We start from the raw sequence: 23,733 nt of genomic DNA on the forward strand, positions 1-23,733 counted from the left end.
CCATGGAGATCGTCGTCCTTCCCTCCGCCGAGGAGGTCGCCCGCGTCGCCGCATCCGCGATCGTCGCGCTCGTCCGCGCCGACCCCGAGGCCGTGCTCGGCCTCGCCACCGGCTCGAGCCCGACGGGGGTGTACGCCGAGCTGCACCGCCTCGTCGAGGCGGGAGAGGTCTCCTTCTCCCGGGTCCGCGGCTTCGCGCTCGACGAGTACGTCGGCCTCCCGCTCGAGCACCGGGAGTCCTACGCGAGCGTCCTCGCCCGCGACGTCGTCGAGCCGCTCGGCCTCGACCCTCGGCGGGTGCACGTGCCCGACGGGCGCGCCGACGATCTCGCTGCGGCCGCCGACCGCTACGAGCAACGGATCCTCGACGCCGGCGGGATCGACCTGCAGATCCTCGGCATCGGCGCGAACGGGCACATCGGCTTCAACGAACCGACCTCGTCGCTCGCCTCGCGCACGCGCCTCAAGACGCTCGCACCCCGCACGCGCGACGACAACGCCCGCTTCTTCGACGCCCCGGAGCTCGTGCCGACGCAGTGCCTGACCCAGGGCATCGGGACGATCCTCGACGCCCGTCGGCTGCTCCTCGTCGCCCAGGGCGCGTCCAAGGCCGATGCCGTCGCGGCCGCGGTGGAGGGACCGCTGAGCTCCTTCGTCCCTGCGTCCGCCCTGCAGCTCCACCGCCACGCCACCGTGCTCCTCGACGAGGCGGCGGCCACGCGGCTGCAGCTCGTCGACTACTACCGCTCCACCACCGCCGTCACGCCGACGCTGCAGCACGTCCGGTGACGGGAAGCGCCGGCGATCGGACGCTCCTGCGGGCGGGGCCGGCGATCGACGCTCCCCCGGCCGTCGAGGGCGCCCGGCTCCTGCTTCGGGACGGCGTCCTCCTCCCGTCCGAGGACCATGCGGAGGCGCTCGGACCGGACAGCGCTCCGGGCGGTCACTCCCCGCTGATCTGGACGCTCGCCACGCCGTCGCAGGTCGCCGTCATCGCGGCGACGACCGCGGGGTCGTCCTGCGCGAGGTCGTCGCCGCCGCTCGTGACGGCGCCGTTGGTCGCGGTGCGCCCGTCAGCCGAGAGCTCCACCTGCGTCGAGGTGATGCTGTAGCGCCCGTGGGCGTCTCGCGCGGCGAGGACGCCGGAGATCGAGTGGTGGCCGTCGGCGTCGGCCGCGCCGCAGGTGACGCCCGTGCCGGCGTCGCCGAAGCCGGCGAGCACGAACCGGTAGGGCTGCCCGTCGACGCCGAGCGGCGTCACGAACGCGCAGTCGGTGAAGGCGAAGAGCGCGGCGGTCCTGCCGTCGCTGAGGACGGTCGCCGCGAGGGTCGGGCTCACCGCGACCGTCCAGCCGCGGTGCGTCGCCGGGCCCGCCAGCGTGTCCTGCTGCAGGAAGGTCGCGCCCGAGGCGGTGCGGATGCCGTAGTCGAAGCCGCCGTCCTCGTCGTAGAACGCCTGGTCCGCCCGGCCGTCGCCGTCGACGTCGCCGATCTCCGCCGTCGCGACGCCGGCCGGGACGGGAGTGTCGTTCGGGGTGCAGCCGGCCGACGACGCAGGCGGTGCCAACGACGGTGCCGACGCGGAAGGGCTCACCGGTGCGGCGGTCGCGCCGGACGCGGCCGTCGACGCGGACGCCGAGGGCGCCGTCGACGCCGGCGTCTCCTGAGCCGCCCCCGTCGAGCAGCCCGTCACGCCGGCGAGTCCGCCGATCACCGCGACGGAGAGCACGAGGAGACGGGGCGTGAACGGACGGGTCTTCCTGCTTGCCGAGCGAACCATGACGACCTCCTCGATCACGATAGGACTGCCGCGCCGCTCGCGCCTCCCCCGGGATCTCCGCCGTGCCTTCTCCCGGCCTCCCGGCGCCGGCTCAGCGCCCCGGCAGGATGTCGAGCGACCGGGAGCGCGCGGCGAGGAGCTCGGCGTAGGTGCCGTCCCGCTCGGCCCAGCGCAGTCGCTGCGCGGCCCGGACGATGATCTCGTCCGGGGTCGGCTCCTGGGTCAGCAGCTCGAGGACCTCGTCGAGGTAGGCGTCGAGAGGCAGGGCCGCCGGATTGACGGCCTCCTGGCCTGCGGTCGCGACGGCCGGCGGGACGAGCTCGGTCACCCGGACGCCCGTGCCGGCCAGCTGCGCCCGCAGCGACTCGGTGTACGCGTGGACGCCCGCCTTCGACGCGCCGTAGCTGGGCATCAGCGGGAACGGCAGGAAGGCGATCCCCGAGGACACCGTGACGATGTCGCCGCCGCCCCGGCCGAGGAGGTGCGGGGTGAAGGCGTCGACGGCGCGGATCGTGCCGAGCAGATTGACGGCGACGGTCCGCTCCGCGGTGGCGAAGTGGGCGGGGTCGCGGAGGTCCTCCTGGAGCAGGACCCCGGACATGGTGACGACCGTGTCGAGGCCGGGATGCGCCGCCAGCACCTCGTCCCTGGCCCGGCTCACGGAGTCGGCGTCGGTGACGTCGATCCGGACGGTCTCGAGGTCCTCGACCCGGTCGGTGTCGCGACCACCGACGACGACGGTGCTGCCGGCGGCGGCGAAGCGACGGGCGAGACCGAGGCCGATGCCCGAGGTGCCGCCGATGACGAGGACGGTGCGGTCGGTGATGTCCATGGTGTCTCCTCCTGGGGGAACGGGTCCGCGGTGAACGGCTGGCTCGATGGTCGCCGCCGCCGACGCGGGCAGCCAGGTCCCGGCGGATCCGGGGAGTGGCAGGGCCTCTCTCCGCGCGCGACCGGGTGGGTATCGTCGGCCCCATGGATGTCGACGCACCGGCGAACGCGCTCGGCGAGTACCTGCAGGCCCGGCGCGCGCTCGTCGCTCCCGAGCGGGTGGGCCTGCCGACGGGGACGCGGCGGCGGGTGCCGGGCCTCCGCCGGGAGGAGGTCGCCCTCCTCGCCGGCATCAGCGCCGACTACTACGTCCGCCTCGAGCGCGGCCGCGACGACAACCCCTCCGCGCAGGTGCTCGAAGCCATCGCCCGCGTCCTGCAGCTGGACGACGTCGAGGCCGCCTGGCTGCACGACCTCGCCGCGCCGAAGCCCCGCGTGCGGCGGCGCGCGCGGCCGGCGGAGCAGGTCCCCGCGCGGCTGCACCACCTCCTCGCCGCACTCGAGGTCCCCGCGTTCGTCGAGGGCCGCTACTTCGACGTCCTCGCCTCGAACCGGGCGGCCGTGTCGCTCTCACCGCGACTCGCCCCCGGCCACAACCGCCTGCGGTCGCTGCTGCTCGATCCCGAGGAGCGCCTCTTCCACCGCGACTGGGAGACGGCGGTCGAGTCGTTCGTCGGCGTGGCCCGGCAGACCCTAGGCCAGGACGCGAGCGACCCCCGCGCGGTCGAGCTCGTCGGCGAGCTGTCCCTCGCCAGCGCCCGTTTCCGCACCCTCTGGGCCCGGCACGACGTCCGCCCGCTCCGCGGCGGCACCGCGACGATCGACCACCCCCGGGTCGGTCCCCTCGACCTGCACCGCGAGAAGCTGCCGGTCGACGGGCTCGTCCTGGTGATCTACTACCCCGACGAGCACGGCGACAGCGCGGACCGCCTGCGCCTGCTCGCAGCCTGGGACGGCAGCACACCCGAGTCCGCCCTCGGGTCCCGCGACTGACGGTCCTCGGGACGACCTCAGAGCCGCGGTGCCCGCGGGGACGGCGCCGGAGTCACCGTCCTCGGCGGGCGGTCCCCCTCGGGCTCCGGCTCGTCGGTGAGGCGCAGCCCGCCCGGGGCGTAGGAGTCCGCGATCCAGCGCCGCACCCAGGCCTGGTTGAGGACGACGCGATCGGCACTGGCGTAGCGGAACCGGAGCGCGCTCGCGGGATGCAGCCAGATCGAAGTGCGACCGCTGCCCACGGCCGGCAGATCCTTCCAGGAGAGGTAGAAGCTCTCGCCTCGGCCGAGCTTGGTGCCGATGACGACCTGGAGGTGACCGAGGAGGCGGTCCTCGAAGTCCACGTCGAGCCGCGAGTCGTAGACGAGTCGTCCCATGGGGATCCTGACGTCGGGTGCATCCGGAATGGATGCCGTGGCCACGCGAAAGGGGTCCGGATGGGTCGGAACGGAGGCTACGCCCGAACGGGCCGGAATCCTCACGCTTCGTCGATATCGGTGCGACATCCCCCTCCTGGCTCCGCCGAGCGCTTCCCAGAGCGACTCGCGAGGTCCAGGTTGCAGACACACGGGGTTCCGGATCCGAATCGGAGGCCGTGAGGAGGGGGCTCACTGTCCTGGCGGCGCCGCCTCTGCGCGGGTTCCCGTCGGCTGCGCGCACTCCGGCGTGACCGACGGGCGCCGCAGTGCGGAGCCGGCCCGGCTCGCGCAGCCGCGCGGAGCGCCTCGCACCGCAGGACGAGCCGCGGTCGGCTACCTCCTGCTCGCCGGTCCCGGCAACCCCGTCCCCGCCCGGGCGTCGCATCGCCGACCATGGAACGGTGCAGCAGCTGAGCAACGCCCTCCGGAGCTCCTTCCCGGCCGGCGACGGAGACCGCCGTGACTGAGCAGGGCGAGGAGCCGGGCCCCTTCCTGTCCTGGGTCGGCGCGCTCGAGGAGGTGGGCGACGACGACGTGCCGGTCCTGCAGGCGGTCGGCTTCCTCAGCGTGAGCCTACGCCTGAGCGCGGACGCGGCGTTCGCCGCTCTGCGCGACGAGGCCCGTGCGCTGACCCTCGACCTGCGGGAGGTCGCTTCCGAGGTGATCACCTTCCGCCGGACCATCCCCGCACCCGAGTGAGGCGTCGGCGGGCGGACGGCGGGGCACGCCGGTCGGATCGACGAGTCGCCGGGTCCGCGGCACGGGTCGCTCGCCCGGCACTTCTGTCCGCAAGCGGACATGTCCGCTAGAGGATCTTGCCGCGGGCACTCCCCCACTGCGACACTCGCCCCGATGAGCACCCACGGCGTCCGCGACCCCCGCCCCTCCGACGTCGCGAGGCGCACCGTGCTCGGGGCCGTCTGGTCGACCCCGGTCGTCGCGGTTGCAACCGCCGCGCCGATGGCGGCGGCCAGCACCGCGGGGCTCACCGCCCGCCTGTCCTGGGACGGCCCGAGGGGCGTCCAGACGGAGTCGTCCCTCCTGTTCCTCACCCTGGAGTCGCCCCCGCGCGGGACGCCGGTGGTCCGCGGGACCGGAACTCTCACCCTGACCGTCCTCGAGGAGTACGCCTTCTCCCCGGCGAGGTCGGTCGTCGCACCGACGGGGTGGACGGTGATCAACGACAACGGCCGGACGATCACGATCCTCGCCCCCGACGGCGTGAGCGCGGGGACGAAGGGCTTCAACGTCGAGTGGGGCGAGCTGTCCGGCAACTGGACGACCACGGCCACCTGGACCGAGAGCGAGGTCACCGGCTCCGTCTCGTCGACCATCGAGGTCGGGCCGCGGGGCTTCCCCGTGCTCGAGTGGCTGACGAACCCCGCCGTCTTCGGCGGGACGTCGACGCTCCGGCTGCTGGTGCCCGCCGACTGCTACGCCATCGGCTACCCCGGGCTCCTGCTGATCCCCGCCGAGTTCTTCGACGCGTCGACGATCGCCCTGCCCGCGGGCTGGACCGTCGTCGACGAGGACAGCGCCGCGTTCGCCTACCTCACCGGTCCGACCGTCGCCGGCGCGGCCGACTTCGCCTTCACGTTCGGCCCGGGCTCGACCGCGACCAGCCCGGTCGTGCAGTGGATCTCCCCGACGGCACCGGGGACGACGCCGATCCAGCCCCGACCGCCCCTCCGGCTCACGCCCGCCTGACGCACCGGCGCCGGCGCGCGGCTGCCGGCGGGTCTCGATACGCGCCTGCGGCGCTACTCGACCAGCATGCAGGGCGCGCAGCCGCCTGCAGCGCACCCATGCTGATCGAGTAGCCCGCGCAGCGGGCGTATCGAGATCCACCATCACCGACACATCCGGCGACAGCAGGTCTCGATACGCGCCTGCGGCGCTACTCGACCAGCATGGAAGGCGCGGAGCCACATGCCGCCTGCAGCGCACCCCATGCTGATCGAGTAGCCCGCGCAGCGGGCGTATCGAGATCCACCATCACCGACACATCCGGCGACGGCGGTTCTCGATACGCGCCTGCGGCGCTACTCGACCAGCATGGGGCGGCGGGTCTCGACACGTCCCTCCGGCGCTGCTCGACCAGCAGGCGGAGGGCGCCGGCTAGGCCGGGTTCGACTTCAGCAGCCGGGTCACCGCGATCATCGCGCCGCCCACCACCGCGGGGATCCCGCCGCCGGGGTGCACCGACGCTCCGACCCGCCACAGCCACGGCCGCAGGCGGTCGTGATACGCGGGCCGGTGGAAGGGCCCGCTCTGCCAGGAGGGCCGCGCCGCGCCGTAGAGCGCGCCGTGCGGTTCGCCGCCCTCGCCGTAGTACTGCGGATCGAGCACCGTCCGCTCGTCGAGGAGATCGGTGAGGAGCCCGTCGAGCCCCATCGCCCGGGAGACGCGCTCGACCTCGCGCCGCACGAAGGGGTGCTCGGCGGTGTACCGGCCGCCGTCGGCGGGCGCGGTCAGCAGCACGCCGAGGGTGCTGTGCGGATTCGGGTACACCTCGCCCGCGCGGTACTGGTTGACGAACACCATGGTGTCCGCCGGCTCGTCGCCCGCCTCGAGGCTGCGATGGAGCGCGGCGGGCCGGGTCGGCAGCACCACGCTGTGCGTCGCGATGCTCGCCGGCAGCTCCTCCCGCAGCACGCCGTAGAGCGCGATCGCCGAGCAGGAGAGGGTGCGGGGGCGAAGGCGGGGCAGCGCCGGGATCCGCGACGGACCCGTCAGCGCCTCGAGCCGGTCGGCGTCCAGAGCGCTGACGACGAGGTCGGCCGGATAGCGCCCGGCGTCCGTGGTGACCGACCCGCGCTCGATGCGGACGACCGCCTCGCCGGTGCGCACCTCGACGCCGGCCGCCTCGGCCAGCCGGCCCAGCGCCAGCACGATCTCGTACACGCCGCCGCGGGGCACCCAGGCCCCGGTCTCGGCCATGATCGCCGGCATGCTCGCGTAGAGGGCGGGGGTGCGCGCGGGCGAGACGCCCGCGTTGAGGGTGTGGATCGCGATGATCTCGCGCAGCCCCTCCGGCAGCCAGGGCAGGCCGTCGAGGTAGGCGCGCGTGGTGAGCCGCGAGCCGTAGACGGCCAGCAGCCGGCGCAGTGCCGGGAGCGCGGCTCGGTCGAGCGGGTCGGCGAGCAGCAGCTCGGTCACGTCGTCGGCGAGGGGCGCGTGCAGCTCGGAGAAGCGCCGCCAGGCCGGGTACCAGGGGTGGTCCGGCGCGACCGGCAGCGAGGTCTCCTCGCCGTCGTAGTAGTAGCGGCCCACCTCGGGCATCCGCACCAGGTCGAGCCGCCCGGCGTCCCGGACGCGCTCGGGGGCGCGCTCGCCGTCACCGAGGCGCCGCAGCAGCTGGTCCCACACCGCCGGGAACGTCACCAGGGACGGCCCGGTGTCGATGCGGTCCTCGCCCAGCTGGAGGCGGCGGCTCTTGCCACCGAGCTCGGCGGAGGCCTCGAGGAGGGTGACCCGGTGGCCGGCGCGCGCGAGCAGCGCGGCCGCGGTGAGCCCGCCGATCCCGCCGCCGACGACGACGACGCGGCTCATGCGGAGCCTCCCAGCACGATCGAGACCAGCAGCAGGACCCCGGTGAAGGAGCCCGCGATGTACGGGAAGGCGACCGACAGGCGGTAGAGCCGGTGACCGGTCTCCGGCGTCGGGTCGCGCAGCAGGCGCACGACGAGGACGCCGGCGATCAGGAGGTTGACCGCGGCGACAGGCAGGCTCACCAGGGCGAACAGCACCGTGGAGACGATCCACCAGGCCCCGCTCCACAGGGCCGTCCCGCGCGCCCCGAGCCGCACCGCGGTGGTGGTGATGCCCGCGTCGCGGTCCTCCACGATGTCCTGCACCGCGTCGAAGGCGTGCTTGGCCACACTCCAGGCCATCAGCCCGAGGGCGGCCGGCCAGACCGGCGACACCTCGAAGGCGGCGGGCACGATGACCAGTGGCAACGCGTAGGCCGCGTTGCTCAGCGAGTCGAGGAAGGGCCGCGCCTTGAAGCGCAGCGGCGGCGCGGAGTAGAAGACGAAGACGCCGGCGTACAGCAGGAGCGCGGCGTTCGCGAGCGGCGGCAGCGCGAGGAGGAAGTAGACCAGGAACGGGACGTTGGTCGCCGCCACGGCCCAGGCGATCAGCCGCACCTCGGACTGCCGGATCCTGGCGCCCTCGATCGAGCCCTTGCGGGGGTTGGACGCGTCCGTGTCCTGGTCGTAGACGTCGTTGACGCCGTAGATCAGCAGATTGAACGGCAGGGTGAGCCACAGGATGATCGGCAGGGCGCGCAGGTCGAACAGCGCGCCGGTGAGCCACACGGCGACGAGGCCGGAGCCGATGGTGTTGATCCAGAGCACCGGGCGCGAGATGTGCATGAGGCGGCGCACGACCGCGCCGATCGCGAGCGGTGCGGTGCTCGCCGTCCGCTCGCTGCCATCAGTCACTCGCCCGAGGCTACCCGGCCCCTCGACGCGGGGTGATGACTTGCGGGCCACACTGGGGGGATGCGTATGATGCTCGCCACCGCCGGCACCCGGGGCGATGTGGAGCCCTTCGCGGCTCTCGCACGGCACGCCGTCGCCCGCGGTCACGAGGTCCTGCTGGCCCTGCCCGACGACGCCGACGCCCCCGAGGGCGTGGACACCGTGGCCCTCGGTCTGGACGCTCGGCGGGTGCTCTCCCCCGCCGGCCGCACCCCGTGGGCGCTCGCGCACCATCTGCGCCGGGAGGTGCGGCCCGCGATGCGGCGGATGCTCGCCACCGCGGTGCGGGAGACCCTCGCCTTCGAGCCCGATGTGGTGGTCCACCACCCGCTGATCCTCAGCGCGCCGATGGCGGCGGACGCGCTCGGCGTGCCCCGGGTGCTGGTGGAGTTCGCTCCGGTCGCCACGCCGAGCGAGCGGTTCCCCGCCGCCGGAGGGCCGACCGCCACCCGCGATCTCGGCGCCTGCAACCGGCACACCTACGCCGTGCCGCGCAGCGCCGCCCGGCTCTTCGAGGCCGACGTGACGCGCGCCGCCGCCGAGCTGCCGGGCGGGCGACGTCCGGACCGGCGGTCGCCGTCGCGCGCGACGCTCATGGCGGTGAGCCCAGCGCTGCTGCCGCGCCCCGACGACTGGCCGGAGCGGGTGCACCAGACGGGGGCGTGGTTCGTGGAGTCGGCCGCGTCCCCCGACGCCGCGGTCGCCGAGTTCCTGGCCGGCGGACCCTTCCTCGTCGCGTCGTTCGGCTCGATGGCGACCGGAGACGCCTCGCTTCGCGGCGACGCGATCGTCACCGCCGCCCGCGCCCACGGCCTGCGGGTGCTGCTCGTCACCGGGTGGGGCGGACTCACGCTGCCTGAGGAGTGCCGCGGTCCCGACGTGCTGGCGGTGCGGTCGGCGCCGTTCGACGCGGTCCTGCCGGGCGCCGCGCTCGCCGTGCACCACGGCGGGGCCGGCACCTCGCACGCCGTCGCCCGGGCCGGCGTGCCCGCCGTCGTCGTGCCCGTCACCGCCGACCAGCCGTTCTGGGCCGCCCAGCTGCACCGGCAGGGCCTCGCCGCCGCCCCGGTCCCGCTGCGCCGCCTGTCGGCCGGCACCCTCGTGCCCGCGATGAGCGACGCCCTGTCGCGGCGGGAGCGGGTCGCCGAGGTGGGCCGTCTCCTGCGGAGCGAGCACGGGGTCCAGCGGGCGCTGGACGTGCTCGAAGCCCTCTGAGACGAGGCCCCCCCAGTCGAGGACCGCCCGGAGGATCGGCTCGTGGACGGCGACAAGACCGAGGGCGATTCTCGGTGACCTGAGTGAAGACGACGGCGCGGGTCCGCCCGGAAGACTGGACGCGTGGATCAGGACAGCGTCAGCATCTCCTCCGAGCTCGCCCAGGTGTCGTCGCACTGGACGCCCCGGGTCGTCGGGCGGGTGAACGACCAGTACGTGAAGGTGGCGAGGCTCCTCGGCGAGCTCGTCTGGCACTCGCACGACGAGGAGGACGAGATGTTCCTGGTCGTCTCGGGCCGGCTCCGCATCCGACTCGAGGACCGCCCCGACGTGCATCTCGCTCCCGGGGAGTTCTTCGTCGTCCCGCGCGGCGTGCGGCACAATCCCGTGGCCGAGGAGGAGGTCGAGATCGTGCTGATCGAGACCGTCACCACCGCACACACCGGCGACGTCGTCGTCGCCGGCACCGTGCCGATCGCCGCGCAGCTGAACCGCTCCTCCGAGCCCGGGGCCTGACCGCTCACTCGACGCCGGAGCCGCCCTGCTCGACGCCGGGTTCCGATCGCCGGGCCTCCGCCCGGGTGTACTCTCTCCTCATCTGAGGTAAAAATCAGTCCGCGCTCGTCCGCGGTCTATGCGCACACGCGGCATCGAGTGATCCGCCACTTCTTCCCCGTGAAGGAGTGCGCCCATGGTGCCCGACGCCCCCGATCCGCCCCGCGAAGCACGGCCCCACGCCGCCTGCGCGAGGAGCGGATCGCCCTCACCGGCCTGTCGGCGGCGTCCCTGCTCGGGATGCTCGACAGCCCGATCCTCACCGTCGCCCTGCCCACCCTCGGCCGCGACCTGCACGCGTCGACTGCGGGCCGGCAGCGGGTGACCGGCGCCTCCTCGGCCGCGACCGGCGGCCGCCGTCCTCGCGGGGACCGGCTTCGCGATCCGTCAGCGCGCCGCCCGACCTCCTCCGCTTCCAGGACGCGATCACCGTCGCCGCCCTGGCCCTCTCTCTCGCCGCCGCGGTGCTCGTCGCCGCCGGCGCCCTCCGTTCCCGCACCACCTCGACCCAGGAGACCACCGATGTCCGACACCCTCACGCCGCCGCCCTTCGACCCCGAGCTCGCGACCTTCCTCGACCGGCTGCAGGAGCGCGGACCCTTCACCCTGACCACGGCGATGCTCCCGCGCATGCGCGAGCTGGAGACGACGGAGCACGAGCTCGACGACGCACTGCGCGCCCGCGGCCTCGAACGGCGCACTGTCACCGTCCCCGGGCACGACGGTGATCCGATCGACCTCGGCATCCTCCAGCGCGCCGGTCGCTCCGGCACCGCCCCCTGCTTCTTCACCATTCACGGCGGCGGCATGATGTTCGGCCACTACCTCGGGAACCTCGACTCCTATGACGACTGGCTGCTCACCCAGGACGTCGTCCTCGTCACCGTCGACTACCGCCTCGCCCCCGAGCACCCCGATCCCTACCCCGTGGAGGACTGCTACGCCGGTCTCGTCTGGACCGCCGAGCACGCCGACGCACTGGGCGTCGACCCCGACCGCATCGTCCTGGTCGGCCAGAGCGCCGGTGGCGGACTCGCCGCGGGCACCGCCCTGCTCGCGCGCGACCGCCGGGGACCGTCGATCCTGGCCCAGATCCTGATCTCCCCGATGCTCGACGACAGCGATTCGACCGTCTCGACGAGGCAGATCGACGGGATCGGCGTCGCCGACCGAGCCATGACCCGGTTCGGCTGGGACGCCTACCTCGGCGCCCGGCGCGGCGGCGAGGACGTCTCCGTCTACGCCGCGCCTGCACGAGCCGGCGATCTGTCCGGACTCCCCCAGGCCTACCTCGACTGCGGCAGCGCCGAGGTTTTCCGGGACGAGACGGTCGCCTACGCGAGCCGCCTCTGGGAAGCCGGAGTCCAGGCGGAGCTCCACGTCTGGCCCGGAGCGTTCCACGGCTTCACCAGCATGATGCGCGGCGCCGAGCTGTCCCGCGCCGCCGTCACCGCGCTGGCCCGGTGGACGACCCGCCTCCTGGAGGGACGACCGTGAGCGGCGAGCGGGCGGGGCGCTGAGCGGTTCGCGCGCCGCCCGTCCGCCGGGTCGGGCCGCGTCCCGCAGCGCGCGCCCGTCCTCCGCGGGGACTGCGACCTCAGGGGGAGGCTCGCGCCGAGCCCCGCGGCTACCGTGAAGGGATGGCGTCGAACGAGAATCCCGCCGCGCCAGTCGCGGTCTGGTACTTCGTGGGAGCGACGTTCGTCGCCGCCCTGCCGATGATCCTGCTCCCGGACCTGCCCTGGCCGCTGCGCCTGGGCAGCATCGCGCTCGCGCTCGCCCTGATCGCGGGCGGCGGTGCGCAGCTGCGCCGCGAGAAGCGCGACGCCGCCCGTCGCGGGGACCAGCCGCCCGAGGCGTAGCGCCGGCCTCCGGAGAAGCCGAGCGCCGCCGCGCCCGGCTTCCCCCGGTCGAGAGCGTCGACTCCTCATCCCGGACCCTCTCCACTCCGCTGTGCGACACCGGCGGGGCGGGGCGGATGATGGTCAGGTGAACCGCACCGATCGTCTCTACGGGCTCGTCGAGGAGCTGCGAGCGGTCTCGCCCCGGCCGCGGAGCGCACGTCGCCTCGCCGAGCGGTTCGAGGTGTCCGTGCGGACCATCGAGCGGGACCTGTCCGCACTGCAGCAGTCCGGACTGCCGATCTGGGCGGAGCCGGGCCGGACGGGCGGCTACGTCATCGACGCGTCCGCGACCCTCGGCCCCGCGGGATTCACACTCGACGAGGCCCTCGCCGTGCTGATCGGCCTCAGCGCGCTGGAGCGCAGTCCCTTCCTGCACGCAGCCCGGACCGCCGCCCGGAAAGCGGGCCGCGGAGGCGGGCCGCCTCATCCGGAGCGAGCACGGCGTGCAGCGAGCGGTCGAGCTGCTCGAGGCGCTCTGAGGCGGTTCCGGCGCGGGGCCTCCGCGAAGAGGATCGGCGCACGAGTCGTCTTGAGTGGAACGCCGCCGAGGCCGACTCGATCCCCGGCCTCGGCGTCCTCCGCGAGAACGTCATCCGCCCGAAACCACCTGGAAACAGCTCCGCGGCTACCGTGCGGATGACCGAGCGTCACTGTGCACCACCGAGAGAGAGTCCTGACATGACCGAGCGCCCCGCAGGCCTGAGCAACATCGTCGACGTCCTCGCCATCGATGCGAGCACCCTGCCCTGGCAGGAGCTGCACGTCGAGCAGATCGACGCCCGGCTCCCCGTGAAGCCCCTGCTCTCCGACCCCGACACCGGCATGACCGTGCAGCTCATCCGCTACCCGGCGGGCTTCACGAACCGCTGGCACACCCACTCCGCGGCGCACGGGATGTACGTCCTCGACGGCGTGCTGCGGACCCACCAGGGCGACTTCGGCCCCGGCAGCTGGGTCTGGTTCCCCGAGGGCGGCTGGATGGAGCACGGCGCAGCGGAGTCCGACACCACCTTCCTCTTCATCACCAACAAGGCCTTCGACATCCACTACACGGAGCAGGAGTCCGCGCCCTACCCGCAGTCCTGACCGGGCTCCGACCACCCGGTCGACCATCCTGGGACGGGACGCCGGATTCGACGACGCGGTGCTCGACGGCCCCGTCCGGAGACCACCGCTGGAGTGGAGGGATCTGCGACCTGAGGGGGAGGCTCGCGCCGAGCCCCGCGGCTACCGTGGAGGGATGGCGTCGAACGAGAATCCCGCCGCGCCCGTCGCGGTCTGGTACTTCGTGGGGGCGACGTTCGTCGCCGCCCTGCCGATGATCCTGTTCCCGGACCTGCCCTGGCCGCTGCGCCTGGGCAGCATCGCGCTCGCCCTCGCCCTGATCGCGGGCGGCGGTGCGCAGCTCCGCCGGGAGAAGCGCAGCGCCGACCGCGGCGTCGACCAACCGCCCGAGGCGTAGCGTCGGCGTCCGGCGCAGCCGAGCGTCGCCGCGCGTCGCCGGGCGTCGGAGGGAGAGGCGCCCTCGGCGACCCCCACTTCACTCCGAGGTGCCCTCTAGCGGACATGACCGCTTCCGGGCCTGGTCCCGCTGGGGTCTCCGCTGCCAGGGTTCGAGAGCGACCACCGACGGTCGGCCCGACCGAAGGTGCACCATGCGCAGCGAGACCGCCCCACCGATCACCCCTCCCCCCGCAGCGGATCCCGGCCTCGCCTCGGCGCACCCGCCCAGGCGGCGCCTCGTGGCACTGGTCGCAGCGCTCGGTCTGCTGATCGGCACCGCGGCACCGCTCCTCGGTGCGGTCTCTCCGGCGGCCGCCGCTCCCCCGACCGCGGGGGTGCAGGTCTGGGGCGGCGACACCGGCGGGCAGAGCGCCGTCCCCGCCGATGCCCGGGACATCGTGGCCGTCGACGCCGGCGACAGGCAGACCCTCGGCCTGCGCCGCGACGGCACCGTCGTCGCCTGGGGCGCCGACGACGGTTCCGGTGCGGCCTCGGTGCCGAAGGGGCTCTCCGGTGTCGTCGCAGTCGCGGCCGGCACCGGCCACAGTCTCGCCCTGAAGCGCGACGGCACGGTGGTCGCCTGGGGCTCGCCCGGCTACCAGGCGACCACGGTGCCGCAGGGGCTCTCGGACGTCACCGCCATCGCGGCGGGCAGCTCCTTCAGCCTCGCCCTCAGGGGCGACGGCACCGTGGTCGCCTGGGGTGCGAACACCTTCGGCGAGTCCACCGTGCCGCAGGGACTCTCCGGCGTCACCGCCGTCGCCACCGGCCTGGTGCACAGCCTCGCCGTGAAGAGCGACGGCACGGTCGTCGGCTGGGGCGACGACTCCCGAGGGCAGAGCACGCCGCCGGCGGGCCTCACCGGAGTGGTCGCCGTCTCCGCGGGCTACCTGCACAGCATGGCGCTGAAGAGCGACGGAACCGTCGTCACGTGGGGGAACGAGCCCGACCACGCCGTGCCCGCGGGCCTGAAGGACGTCGTCGCGATCTCCGCCGGCTGGTACCACGACGTCGCGCTGAAGAGGGACGGCTCGGTCGTGAACTGGGGGCAGGGCTTCTGGGGGCAGCTGGCCGTCCCGAGCGATCTCACGGGAGTCACCGCCGTCGCCACCGGCTCGGAGCACACCGTCACGGTCCGCGCTCTGCCGGCGTTCCTCGCCGATGCGCCGCCGTCGAGCGCTCTGATCGGCGGCCCCTTCTCTTACACCTTCGCCACGAGCGGCTACGCGACGTTCACCGTGACGTCCGGCGCTCTTCCCGACGGGCTCTCCCTCACCCCGGCCGGTGTCCTCGCCGGCACCCCCACGACCGCCGGACGCTCGACCTTCACCGTGACCGCCCGGAACGCCTTCGGTGCGACCGAGGGCACCGCGCACAGCATCGTCGTCCAAGGCGCGTCCGCCGCGACCGTGTCGGGAGACGCTCCCGACGGGACCGTCGGAGTCGCCTACTCCGCCGCCTACACCGTCGCCGGGACTCCCGCGCCGACCGTGACCGCGCAGGCCGGCACCCTTCCTCCCGGCCTCGCGCTCGACGCGTCGGGACGCCTCTCCGGCACGCCGACCAGCGCGGGCACGTACCCCTTCACCGTGCGGGTGTCGAACGCGAGCGGAGAGGCCGCGGTCGCGGACACCGTCGTCATCGATCCGGAGCCCGCGGCGCCGAGCATCTCCGGCGACGCCCCGGGCGGCAAGGTCGATGTCGCCTACGACTTCCGCTACACCGTCGCCGGCACTCCGACGCCCGCCGTGTCGCTCGACTCGGGCGCACTCCCTCCCGGGTTGACCCTCGACGGCACCGGGCTCCTCTCGGGCACGCCGACGAGCGCGGGCACCTCCTCCTTCGTCGTGCTCGCGTCGAGCAGCGGCGGTTCGGCGAAGGTCGCCAGCACGGTCACCGTCGTCCCGGGGACCTCGGCGGCGGGCATCACCGGCGACGTCCCCGCGGGCGTCGTCGGATCCGCCTACGACTTCACCTACTCCGTCTCCGGCAGCCCGGCACCCACCGTGACGCTCGCGGCGGGCGCCCTGCCTCCGGGTCTGAGCCTCGACGGCGCCACGGGCCGCCTCTCCGGCACGCCGACGACCGCGGGCACGTACTCGTTCTCCGTGCAGGCGACGAACAGCGACGGCTGGCAGCTGCTGAGCAGCACCCTCATCGTCTCGGCCGCGACGGCCGCGCCCGGCCTCTCCGGGCAGGTCCGCGCGGGCACGGTCGGAGCGGCGTACGAATTCGCCTACACCGTCACCGGATCCCCTGCGCCGACGGTCACGCTGCAGTCCGGGGCACTGCCGCCGGGCCTCGCCCTCGACCCTGCGGGGCGTCTCACCGGGACTCCGACGACCGCCGGCTCGTTCCCGTTCACCCTGGCGGCGACGAGCAGTGCCGGCTCGGCGACCGTGAGCAGCGTTCTCGTCGTGGCTCCGGCGGCGGTCGCCCCGGCCGTCTCCGGCGGTGTCGCCGCCGGGATCGTCGGGTCGGCCTACGACTTCACCTACACCGTCACGGGCACTCCCGCCCCGACCGTGTCGCTGAAGTCGGGCGCACTGCCCCCGGGTCTCGCTCTCGCTCCCTCGGGCCGCCTCTCCGGCACGCCGACGACCGCCGGCACCTTCACCTTCGAGGTGGTGGCGACGAGCAGTGCGGGGTCGGCGACGGCGAGCAGCACCCTGACCGTCTCGCCCCAGCGGGTGACCAGCAAGGCCGACCTGCGCGTGGACCTCTCCGCGCCGAGCTCCGCGGTGAAGGGGAGGACGTTCGCCCTCACCGTCGTCGCGACGAACGCGGGACCGGCCGCGTCCTCGTCGGTCTTCATCAAGGTGATCCTGCCGCCGAACGTGCAGTTCGTCTCCGCGACGGGCACGTACACCCGGGTCGGCAACCTCGTGATCTTCTCCCGCTCGAGCCTCGCGAACGGTCGATCCGCCACCGAGAAGATCACCGTCAGGGCCACCACCGCGGGCAGGGGCACGGCGCTGGCGTCGACGTTCTCGCTGCGGACCCCCGACCCGTCCGTCCGCAGCAACACCGACACCGCGGCGACGACCGTGCGCTGAGCCGCCCGTCGCGCCGCGAGCCGGCGTCCGGTCGGTCGACTACCGGAACGGCGATGCGGTTCCTAGGGTCGGACTCATGGAACCGCGACCGCTTCCCGCCATCGGCGCCCCTGCCACCCGCGCCCTCCGAGCAGCAGGCGTGCACGACGTGGACGACCTGCGGCGGGTGGGCCTCGACCACCTCGCGACCCTCCACGGAGTGGGACCCGGAGCGCTTCGACTCCTCCAGCAGACCCTCGACGCGGCCGACGACGACGTCCGCTGAAGGATCGGCCGACGGGTCGCTCTCGAAACCCGGTTCCCCCGCCGTTGAGCGACACCTTTCGGCGGCGATCCCTGCGCCTCCCTCCCCCGTCCGGGTGGTATCGGACTGCTCACCTGAGAATCGTCCGAGAGGAAGCGCACTCCAGCGCTACGGTCAGGTGGCGAGGCACGCGGGTGCGCCGATATCGAGGGTCGACGGGAGGGGCGCACGATGTCCGACGAAGGGACGCACGTGAGCACGGCGTCGTGGAGGAGGGCGCGTCGCCTTCTGTCGGCGGCAGTCGGAGCGGCCCTGGCCATCGGGGCGGCGGCAGCTCCCGCGCTCGCGCAGGAGACGGAGCCGGACGCGGCTGCTGAATCCGTCTTCTCGCCCGCCTCCGGCGCCTACTTCGGGACGAGTCTCGACTGGAGCATCGACAGCGCCGCGGCGCAGGCCGACCGGCTGGGCCGTTCGTCCGCGCTGCTCGAGCACTCGGCGTCCCTCCCGATCAGCGAGGACGAGACGACGTACCTCGCGCAGTTCCTGCGGCAGGCCGAGGGCGAGGGCGCTCTCGCCGCGGTGACTCTGCGGCCCGAGGGGGATCTCGCGGGTTTCGACGACACCGACGCCGAGGCGGCGGTCGACGCGCTCGACCGCGCTCGCGCCGACGAGGCGCTGCCCCTGTACGTGCGCTTCGCGCCCGACATGAACTCGACCTGGGTGCCGTGGGGGCAGCGTCCGAAGGAGTACATCGCGGCCTTCCGCACGTTCGCGGACGTGCTCCACGACCGCCTTCCCGACTCGGTCGTCGTCTGGTCGCCGACCGCGGGAGACTCCTACCCCTTCACAGCAGCCGGTGCCACCGATTCGACGGCCCTGGATACGGACGGCGACGGCCTCCTCGGGCGAGGCGACGACCCCTACGGGCCGTACTACCCGGGCGACGACGTGGTCGACTGGGTCGGGCTCGCGGCCTATCACGACGCGAGCGGAGGCGGCGCTCCCCGCAACGCGCTGCCCGCCGCCGGGGAACTCGCCGACGATCTGAGCGGCGACGGCGACCTCGACTTCTACGGCCGGTTCGCCGAGGCGACGCGAACGCCGATGCTGCTCGAGACCGCGGCTTTCTACAGTCCGGGCGCCGGCGGACCCGATGAGCTCACCGTCAAGCAGGCCTGGTGGCGCCAGGTGATGGCCGAGACGTCCGGCGACGACCGCCCCCTGCTCGACGCAGTGCTCTGGCGCGACTCCGCCGGAACGCGGGCGGCTGTCGGCGAGGTCGTCATCGACTGGAGCATCTCGGGATCCGGCGCGACCGCGGCCGCCTTCGACGCCGACGCGGGGTCCAGCGCACTCGTCTTCGGCCCCGTCTATCAGCCGTTCACGCCCTCCTCTCCGGTCCCGACGGGCGGCGGCACGATCGGCGGGGCCGCCGCTTGGATCGTCGTCGCGGTCGTCCTGATCGTGGCCGCAGGGCTGACGGCCTGGGGTCTGTCCCTGCGCCGCAGCAGGCGGCTCGCCTATGACGGACCGCCCAGCCGTGACCTGCGGATCGATCTCCTGCGAGGAGTGGCGATCGTCTTCGTCGTGATCAACCACGTCGCCCTCGTCTCGATCTGGCAGAACGCCACGCAGGAGGCGATCGGCATGGTGTCGGGGGCGGAGCTGTTCGTCCTGTTCTCGGGCGCGGTGCTCGGGCTGGTCCACCGCCCGAAGGTGCTCGGCGGCGGGATCGGCGAGGTCACCCTGCGCACCGGCCGTCGCGCGGTCACCCTCTATGTGACGGCCCTGGTCGTCACCCTCCTGGTCGGCCTGGTCGGTCTCCTCGACGCCGTCCGATCGACCCCGGCCACGACCTACGTGGACCAGGGCACCGGTGCCGCGGGGAGCGACGCGACCGGCCGGGTGTACAACCTGTACGAGAACTTCGAGAGCCTCTTCCGCTACCCCGTCGATCCGTCGATCGTCGTCGACCTCGCGGCACTGCGGCTCGGTCCGTGGCAGGTGAACGTCCTCGGGCTCTACGTGGTCATGCTGCTGCTGTCGCCGCTGATCCTCTGGGCGCTGTCGCGTCGGCAGTGGCTCGCCGTGCTGGCGGTGTCGTGGGCGGTCTACGCCGCTCAGGCCGTCCTGCATCTGAGGGTCCTCCCGTCGCAGTTCGAGGACTCGTTCCCGCTGCTCACCTGGCAGATGCTGTTCGTGACGGGGATGGTCGCCGGCTTCCACCGCCGGGAGATCGTGGCGTGGTTCACGACTCGCTCGGGCCGGATCGTCCTGGCGGTCTGCGTCATGGCGACGGTCGTCCTCGCGATCTTCTCGTGGAACAACCCGTACCTCTCCAGCACCTACGACGTGAGGTTGGGCCTCGTGCCCGCGAACACCTTCTCGGACATCTACTCGTTCGCCTTCGAGCGCACGACGCTCGATCTCGGCCGAGTGCTCAACCTGTTCCTGGTGGTCGTCACCGCCTACGCGGCACTGACCGTTCTGTGGAAGCCGTTCCACCGCCTGCTGGGCTGGTTCTTCATCCCCCTCGGTCAGGCGACCCTCTACGTCTTCGTCATGCACGTGCTGTTCGTGCTCATCGTCGCCAATGTGCCCGTCCTGCGCGAAGGGAATCCCGTGATCGACTCCATCGCCTACCTCCTCGTCCTCGCCCTGCTCTGGCTCATGGTCAGGACCCGCTTCCTCTTCGCCGTGGTGCCTCGATGAGCCGCGCGGCCACCGGCGACGGCACGGAGAGCCTCCTCACCTCGCCGGCGCGGATGCTCCTGCTCCGGGTGATCGTCGTGCTCACGATCCTGCTCGGTGTGAACTACGTCGCCTGGCGGTGGCTGTTCTCGCTCAACTGGGACGCCTGGTGGATCGCTGTGCCGCTCGTCGCCGCGGAGACCTACAGCCTGATCGACGTCTGCCTCTTCGGGATGACGATGTGGCGGGCGAAGGGCCGGCCCGCTCCGCCGCCACCCGCGCCCGACGCGACCGTGGACGTCTTCATCACCACCTACAACGAGCCGATCGATCTGGTCATGGCCACCGCGCTCGCGGCGCAGGCCATCCGCTTCCCGCACGAGACCTGGGTCCTCGACGACGGCGACCGCGCGGAGATGCGCGCGGCCGCCGAGGGGGCGGGGCTGGGATACATCACCCGGTCCGCCGACTGGAAGGACCGACCCCGGCACGCCAAGGCCGGCAACCTCAACAACGCGCTCGAGCTGACCACGGGCGAGTTCATCCTCATCCTCGACGCGGACCAGATCCCGCGTCCCGAGATCCTCGATCACACCCTCGGCTACTTCCTCGACGAGAAGGTCGCCCTCGTGCAGACCCCGCAGGTCTTCTCGAACGTCGCCACCGGCGATCCGCTGGGCAGCCAGGCTCCGCTGTTCTACGGACCGATCCAGCAGGGCAAGGACGGCTGGAACGCCGCGTTCTTCTGCGGATCGAACGCGGTCCTCCGGCGCGAGGCTCTCATGCAGCTCGGCATCGTCGGCTACGTCAGGGAGCTCGACCGGAGGATCGGCACCGCCCTGCGCACCGCGGCCCGCACCGTCGCGAAAGCACGCTCGCACCCGGCAGCGGCCGACCCCGCCGTGATCGCCGCCCTCGACGACGTGTCCACCGCGATCAGCGAGGCCCGCACCGCAGTGAGCGCGGGCGAGCCGATCGCGACCGTCACCTACGAGCTGCACCGGAGAGTCGACCGGGCGAGCTACTCCCTCGTCGCCTCGGACGTCGCCGGCCTCGAGAACGACCTCGCCGAGATCCGCGCCCTGGCTCGAGCGAGCGGGGCGGCGTCTCCCGACACCGTCGTCGACATCGAATCCATCGTCGCCGCCCTCTCCGATCGCGAGCTCTCCCCCCTCAACGCCCTCGAGTCCGTGCAGATCGTGCTGCAGAGCATCACCGTCGACCGGCCCGGCGAGGCGCAGCCGATCATGCCGCTCGCGACCATCTCGGTCACCGAGGACATGGCGACCTGCATGCGCCTGCACGGCCTCGGCTGGAAGAGCGTCTACCACCACGAGCTGCTCGCCGACGGCCTCGCACCCGAGGACGCGGGGACCATGCTCACCCAGCGGCTGCGCTGGGCGCAGGGCACGATGCAGGTGTTCCTCCGCGAGAACCCGCTGCTGCAGCGCGCGCTGAGCGTCCCGCAGCGCCTGATGTACTTCGCGACGATGTGGAGCTACCTCAGCGGCTACGCGGCCGTCGTCTACTTCGCCGCGCCCGTCGTCTTCCTCGTGCTGGGCATCCTGCCCGTCGACTCGATCGCCGCGGACTTCTTCGTGCGCTTCATCCCGTTCATGATCGTCAACCAGCTGCTGTTCCTCGTGGCGGCGAAGGGGACACCGACCTGGCGGGGGCAGCAGTACAGCCTCGCGCTGTTCCCCGTCTGGATCGAGGCCTGCTCCACGGCGATCAACAACGTGCTGCTGCGCATCCCCCTCGGCTTCGCGGTCACCCCGAAGACCCGTCAGGAGTCGACCGGCGTGCCGTGGCGGCTGATCCGGGTCCAGCTCGTGGTGATGGTGCTGCTCGTCGTCGCGATCGTCGTCGGCGTGACCCACCTCCTCGTCGACGGCGCGGAGGTGATCGGCACCGCGGTCAACATCGTCTGGGCCGTCTTCGACCTCGTCGTGCTGAGCGTCCTGTTCCGCGCGATCACCTATCAGGGCTTCGAGCCCACCCCGGCGCCCGCAGAGAAGGAGCACGCATGACGTTCACGACCGAGAAGATCGATCCCGACATCACCGTCATCGCCGCGAGCGGCAAGCTCAACATGGTGGCCGCGCCGCAACTGCGAGACGTCGTGCGGCGCTCGATCGCCGAGGGGAGCGCGCGCCTCGTCGTCGACCTCAGCGACGTCGCCTTCCTCGACTCCTCCGGGCTCGGCGCTCTCGTCGCGTGCTTGAAGAGCGCGCGGCAGGCGGGCGGTGATCTGCGGATCGCCGCCCCGAGCAAGCAGGTGATGATGGTGCTGCAGCTCTCCAACCTCGATCGCGTGCTCGCCCGATTCGACACGGCCGGGGACGCGTACCGTGACTGAGCGCACCCTCCAGTTCCGCACACCACCCGACAGCGTCGACGTCGTCCACGAGATGCTCGCCCAGCTGTGGGAGGAACGCGAGGACGTCGACGAGATGGACCGCTTCGCGTTCGAGACCGCCCTCATCGAACTGACCGCCAACGTCATCCAGCACTCCTGCTCGACGACGGCGATCGTCTGCAGGCTCGGCGTCGAGGTCGACGACGACTCGCTCCGCGCCCTCCTCGTCGACAGCGCCGATCCGCCCGGGATCGACACGTCGCCGAGGGCGATGCCCGACGCGTTCGCCGAGTCCGGTCGTGGAATCGCCCTCATCCAGGCGCTCGTGACGACGTTCGACTACGAGCGCTCGGCCAGCCACAACGTCTGGTCGCTCTGCAGGAACCGCACTCCGGCCGCCCCCTGACCGCGCGGTCCGTTCAGCCGCGCTGAGCCAGCGCCGCGGCCAGGGCGGAGCTCGACGCCGCCGAGCTGCCGATGCGCCAGTCGACCTCCTTGTCGTGATCGAACCAGACCACACCGGTGACGTCGGGCTGAGCGCCGAGGTAGGACACGAGCGCCGAGTTCCAGGCGGCCTTCGACCCACCGGACTCCGCGGACGCCGTCTCCGCGATCAGGATCGGCACCCCGGGCGCCAGCGCCCGGAGCTGAGCGAGACCGTCGCCGAAGAGGGCGGACGGCTCGGTCCAGCTGCTCCAGGAGGCCGCGGTGCCCCAGTTGTACCCGTCGAGCGCCACCACGTCCACGTACGACGCCCCGGGGTAGAGGCCGACGAGCGCGGTCGAGCCGGTGTAGGGGACGTTCGGGCTCCACACCCACGACACGTTCGAGGCGCCCTGCGCGGCGACCACGTCGTGCACGTGCCTCCAGGCGGCCGCGGAGGAGCCGGGTGCGTTGCCGTTCACCCCCTCCGACCACGGGTACCAGTCGCCGTTCATCTCGTGCGCGTACCGCAGGAGCACCGGCTTCCCCCACGAGGCGAGCGCCGCACCCCACTCGCGCAGGTACGGGTCGAAGTCGCCCGCCAGGACGCGGGCGTTGGAGTACGCGGGCTGGGCGACCCCGCCGCCCCAGCGCCAGGGCTCCCAGGTGACCAGGCTCGTGGCGCCCCGGGCGGCGACGCTGTCGAGGCCGGCGATCGGAGGCGCCTGGCCGAAGTCCTGATAGGAGAGGACGATCGACGGACTCTCGCCGACGAGCCGGGCGACGGCGTCGAGCTCGCTGTTCGCCGCAGCCCCTCCGGCTGTCGAGACGCCGAGGCGCAGGCGCGACGCCCGCTGCGGCGGGACCGCCGTCGGCGTGCTCGTCGTCGTTCCCGGACCGGCCGTCGTCGAGGCCCCGCTCCCGGTCACCGTGAAGGGTGCCGAGGCGACGCGCCCCGCGACCGTCGCTGACACGGACAGCACTCCCGCGGTCGCCGCCGGGACGACGACGACCGCGGAGAACGATCCGGCGGCGGTCGTGCTGAAGACCGTCCTCGCGGATCCCGCCGACACCGCCCCCTGCGTCTTCTTCGCGAACCCGGAGCCCGAGACCGTCACCGAGGTGCCGACCGGTCCGCTCGAGGGCGACAGCGAGAGCGTCGCGGTCGCGGCCGAGGCGGGAGGGGCGGGGACCGCCAGCGCGCCGAGCAGCACGAGCAGGCCGAGGAGGAGAGCGGGCAGAGCGCGCGGGACGGCCATGACGTCGGGCTCCTTCGG

23 protein-coding genes are annotated in these 23,733 nt (G+C 73.1%); 17 read left to right on the forward strand and 6 right to left on the reverse strand.

Annotation, left to right across the window (positions count from 1 at the left end):
• The first annotated feature begins 2 nt into the window (after positions 1–2).
• Entirely contained in the window at positions 3–788 is a 786-nt protein-coding gene (nagB, locus tag EDF17_RS10885; protein ID WP_123446422.1) for a glucosamine-6-phosphate deaminase, read from the forward strand.
• Between the two features lie 154 nt (positions 789–942).
• Here nagB and EDF17_RS10890 read toward each other — a convergent pair whose 3' ends face one another.
• Together EDF17_RS10890 and EDF17_RS10895 are read right to left on the reverse strand one after the other, a co-directional pair.
• Positions 943–1,779, reverse strand: coding sequence for a hypothetical protein (locus EDF17_RS10890; protein WP_133672008.1), 837 nt, complete (start codon positions 1,777–1,779; stop codon positions 943–945).
• A 91-nt stretch (positions 1,780–1,870) separates the two neighbouring features.
• A complete protein-coding gene (locus tag EDF17_RS10895) occupies positions 1,871–2,611 on the reverse strand; it encodes an SDR family NAD(P)-dependent oxidoreductase (RefSeq protein WP_123446420.1) in 741 nt (246 codons plus the stop codon).
• A gap of 143 nt (positions 2,612–2,754) precedes the next feature.
• On the opposite strand from EDF17_RS10895, the gene EDF17_RS10900 reads away from it, so the two are divergent.
• A complete protein-coding gene (locus EDF17_RS10900) occupies positions 2,755–3,603 on the forward strand; it encodes a helix-turn-helix transcriptional regulator (protein WP_123446419.1) in 849 nt (282 codons plus the stop codon).
• Between the two features lie 17 nt (positions 3,604–3,620).
• Here EDF17_RS10900 and EDF17_RS10905 read toward each other — a convergent pair whose 3' ends face one another.
• A complete protein-coding gene (locus EDF17_RS10905; RefSeq protein ID WP_123446418.1) occupies positions 3,621–3,980 on the reverse strand; it encodes an ATP-dependent DNA ligase in 360 nt (119 codons plus the stop codon).
• Between the two features lie 501 nt (positions 3,981–4,481).
• On the opposite strand from EDF17_RS10905, the gene EDF17_RS10910 reads away from it, so the two are divergent.
• Together EDF17_RS10910 and EDF17_RS10915 are read left to right on the forward strand one after the other, a co-directional pair.
• Entirely contained in the window at positions 4,482–4,721 is a 240-nt protein-coding gene (locus tag EDF17_RS10910; protein WP_123446417.1) for an ANTAR domain-containing protein, read from the forward strand.
• A 153-nt stretch (positions 4,722–4,874) separates the two neighbouring features.
• Entirely contained in the window at positions 4,875–5,729 is an 855-nt protein-coding gene (locus EDF17_RS10915) for a hypothetical protein (RefSeq protein WP_123446416.1), read from the forward strand.
• Positions 5,730–6,140: 411 nt separating this feature from the next.
• On the opposite strand, the gene EDF17_RS10920 is transcribed toward EDF17_RS10915, so the two are convergent.
• A complete protein-coding gene (locus tag EDF17_RS10920; protein WP_123446415.1) occupies positions 6,141–7,574 on the reverse strand; it encodes an FAD-dependent oxidoreductase in 1,434 nt (477 codons plus the stop codon).
• The gene (locus EDF17_RS10925) at positions 7,571–8,467 is read right to left on the reverse strand and encodes a UbiA family prenyltransferase (RefSeq protein ID WP_123446414.1); all 897 of its coding nucleotides are present in this window, start codon (positions 8,465–8,467) and stop codon (positions 7,571–7,573) included. The genes EDF17_RS10920 and EDF17_RS10925 overlap by 4 nt, the downstream gene beginning before the upstream one ends.
• Before the next feature lie 60 nt (positions 8,468–8,527).
• Between EDF17_RS10925 and EDF17_RS10930 the strand changes: the two genes are divergently transcribed.
• From EDF17_RS10930 to EDF17_RS10990, 13 genes are all read left to right on the forward strand, one after another.
• Positions 8,528–9,721, forward strand: a complete 1,194-nt coding sequence (locus tag EDF17_RS10930) for a glycosyltransferase (RefSeq protein ID WP_123446413.1) — start codon at positions 8,528–8,530, stop codon at positions 9,719–9,721.
• A 123-nt stretch (positions 9,722–9,844) separates the two neighbouring features.
• Entirely contained in the window at positions 9,845–10,237 is a 393-nt protein-coding gene (locus tag EDF17_RS10935) for a cupin domain-containing protein (protein ID WP_243586970.1), read from the forward strand.
• A gap of 561 nt (positions 10,238–10,798) precedes the next feature.
• Entirely contained in the window at positions 10,799–11,773 is a 975-nt protein-coding gene (locus tag EDF17_RS10940) for an alpha/beta hydrolase (protein WP_123446412.1), read from the forward strand.
• 143 nt (positions 11,774–11,916) lie between these two features.
• Entirely contained in the window at positions 11,917–12,138 is a 222-nt protein-coding gene (locus tag EDF17_RS10945) for a hypothetical protein (protein ID WP_123446411.1), read from the forward strand.
• A 127-nt stretch (positions 12,139–12,265) separates the two neighbouring features.
• Positions 12,266–12,820: an HTH domain-containing protein gene (locus EDF17_RS20280; RefSeq protein ID WP_243732887.1), complete on the forward strand. Its 555-nt coding sequence runs from the start codon at positions 12,266–12,268 to the stop codon at positions 12,818–12,820.
• A gap of 38 nt (positions 12,821–12,858) precedes the next feature.
• Complete coding sequence (locus EDF17_RS10955) at positions 12,859–13,266, forward strand: cupin domain-containing protein (protein ID WP_123446410.1); 408 nt, start codon at positions 12,859–12,861, stop codon at positions 13,264–13,266.
• A 154-nt stretch (positions 13,267–13,420) separates the two neighbouring features.
• Positions 13,421–13,642, forward strand: a complete 222-nt coding sequence (locus tag EDF17_RS10960; RefSeq protein WP_123446409.1) for a hypothetical protein — start codon at positions 13,421–13,423, stop codon at positions 13,640–13,642.
• 280 nt (positions 13,643–13,922) lie between these two features.
• Positions 13,923–16,739, forward strand: a complete 2,817-nt coding sequence (locus EDF17_RS10965) for a putative Ig domain-containing protein (protein ID WP_133672010.1) — start codon at positions 13,923–13,925, stop codon at positions 16,737–16,739.
• A 76-nt stretch (positions 16,740–16,815) separates the two neighbouring features.
• Positions 16,816–17,004, forward strand: coding sequence for a DNA-binding protein (locus EDF17_RS10970; protein WP_123446407.1), 189 nt, complete (start codon positions 16,816–16,818; stop codon positions 17,002–17,004).
• A gap of 210 nt (positions 17,005–17,214) precedes the next feature.
• Positions 17,215–19,695 (forward strand): OpgC domain-containing protein, encoded by a 2,481-nt coding sequence (opgC, locus tag EDF17_RS10975; protein WP_133672012.1) that lies wholly within the window; start codon positions 17,215–17,217, stop codon positions 19,693–19,695.
• 53 nt (positions 19,696–19,748) lie between these two features.
• Positions 19,749–21,704: a glycosyltransferase gene (locus tag EDF17_RS10980; RefSeq protein ID WP_185019977.1), complete on the forward strand. Its 1,956-nt coding sequence runs from the start codon at positions 19,749–19,751 to the stop codon at positions 21,702–21,704.
• Complete coding sequence (locus EDF17_RS10985; RefSeq protein WP_123446404.1) at positions 21,701–22,033, forward strand: STAS domain-containing protein; 333 nt, start codon at positions 21,701–21,703, stop codon at positions 22,031–22,033. The genes EDF17_RS10980 and EDF17_RS10985 overlap by 4 nt, the downstream gene beginning before the upstream one ends.
• Entirely contained in the window at positions 22,026–22,439 is a 414-nt protein-coding gene (locus EDF17_RS10990) for an ATP-binding protein (RefSeq protein ID WP_123446403.1), read from the forward strand. Before EDF17_RS10985 ends, EDF17_RS10990 begins: the two co-directional genes overlap by 8 nt.
• Before the next feature lie 13 nt (positions 22,440–22,452).
• Here EDF17_RS10990 and EDF17_RS10995 read toward each other — a convergent pair whose 3' ends face one another.
• Complete coding sequence (locus EDF17_RS10995; protein WP_123446402.1) at positions 22,453–23,715, reverse strand: glycosyl hydrolase; 1,263 nt, start codon at positions 23,713–23,715, stop codon at positions 22,453–22,455.
• Positions 23,716–23,733 lie beyond the last annotated feature (18 nt).

Origin of the sequence: Rathayibacter sp. PhB1, assembly GCF_004362935.1 — a bacterium.
GTDB lineage: Bacteria > Actinomycetota > Actinomycetes > Actinomycetales > Microbacteriaceae > Rathayibacter > Rathayibacter festucae.

Coding starts and splice junctions, on each gene's coding strand:
- EDF17_RS10915 (WP_123446416.1), top strand. CDS start 4,875: ATGAGCACCCACGGCGTCCGCGACCCCCGCCCCTCCGACGTCGCGAGG.
- EDF17_RS10905 (WP_123446418.1), bottom strand. CDS start 3,980: ATGGGACGACTCGTCTACGACTCGCGGCTCGACGTGGACTTCGAGGAC.
- opgC (WP_133672012.1), top strand. CDS start 17,215: ATGTCCGACGAAGGGACGCACGTGAGCACGGCGTCGTGGAGGAGGGCG.
- EDF17_RS10980 (WP_185019977.1), top strand. CDS start 19,749: ATGCTCCTGCTCCGGGTGATCGTCGTGCTCACGATCCTGCTCGGTGTG.
- EDF17_RS10955 (WP_123446410.1), top strand. CDS start 12,859: ATGACCGAGCGCCCCGCAGGCCTGAGCAACATCGTCGACGTCCTCGCC.
- EDF17_RS10940 (WP_123446412.1), top strand. CDS start 10,799: ATGTCCGACACCCTCACGCCGCCGCCCTTCGACCCCGAGCTCGCGACC.
- nagB (WP_123446422.1), top strand. CDS start 3: ATGGAGATCGTCGTCCTTCCCTCCGCCGAGGAGGTCGCCCGCGTCGCC.
- EDF17_RS10930 (WP_123446413.1), top strand. CDS start 8,528: ATGCGTATGATGCTCGCCACCGCCGGCACCCGGGGCGATGTGGAGCCC.
- EDF17_RS10995 (WP_123446402.1), bottom strand. CDS start 23,715: ATGGCCGTCCCGCGCGCTCTGCCCGCTCTCCTCCTCGGCCTGCTCGTG.
- EDF17_RS10985 (WP_123446404.1), top strand. CDS start 21,701: ATGACGTTCACGACCGAGAAGATCGATCCCGACATCACCGTCATCGCC.
- EDF17_RS10970 (WP_123446407.1), top strand. CDS start 16,816: ATGGAACCGCGACCGCTTCCCGCCATCGGCGCCCCTGCCACCCGCGCC.
- EDF17_RS10960 (WP_123446409.1), top strand. CDS start 13,421: ATGGCGTCGAACGAGAATCCCGCCGCGCCCGTCGCGGTCTGGTACTTC.
- EDF17_RS10920 (WP_123446415.1), bottom strand. CDS start 7,574: ATGAGCCGCGTCGTCGTCGTCGGCGGCGGGATCGGCGGGCTCACCGCG.
- EDF17_RS10900 (WP_123446419.1), top strand. CDS start 2,755: ATGGATGTCGACGCACCGGCGAACGCGCTCGGCGAGTACCTGCAGGCC.
- EDF17_RS10895 (WP_123446420.1), bottom strand. CDS start 2,611: ATGGACATCACCGACCGCACCGTCCTCGTCATCGGCGGCACCTCGGGC.
- EDF17_RS10890 (WP_133672008.1), bottom strand. CDS start 1,779: ATGGTTCGCTCGGCAAGCAGGAAGACCCGTCCGTTCACGCCCCGTCTC.
- EDF17_RS10945 (WP_123446411.1), top strand. CDS start 11,917: ATGGCGTCGAACGAGAATCCCGCCGCGCCAGTCGCGGTCTGGTACTTC.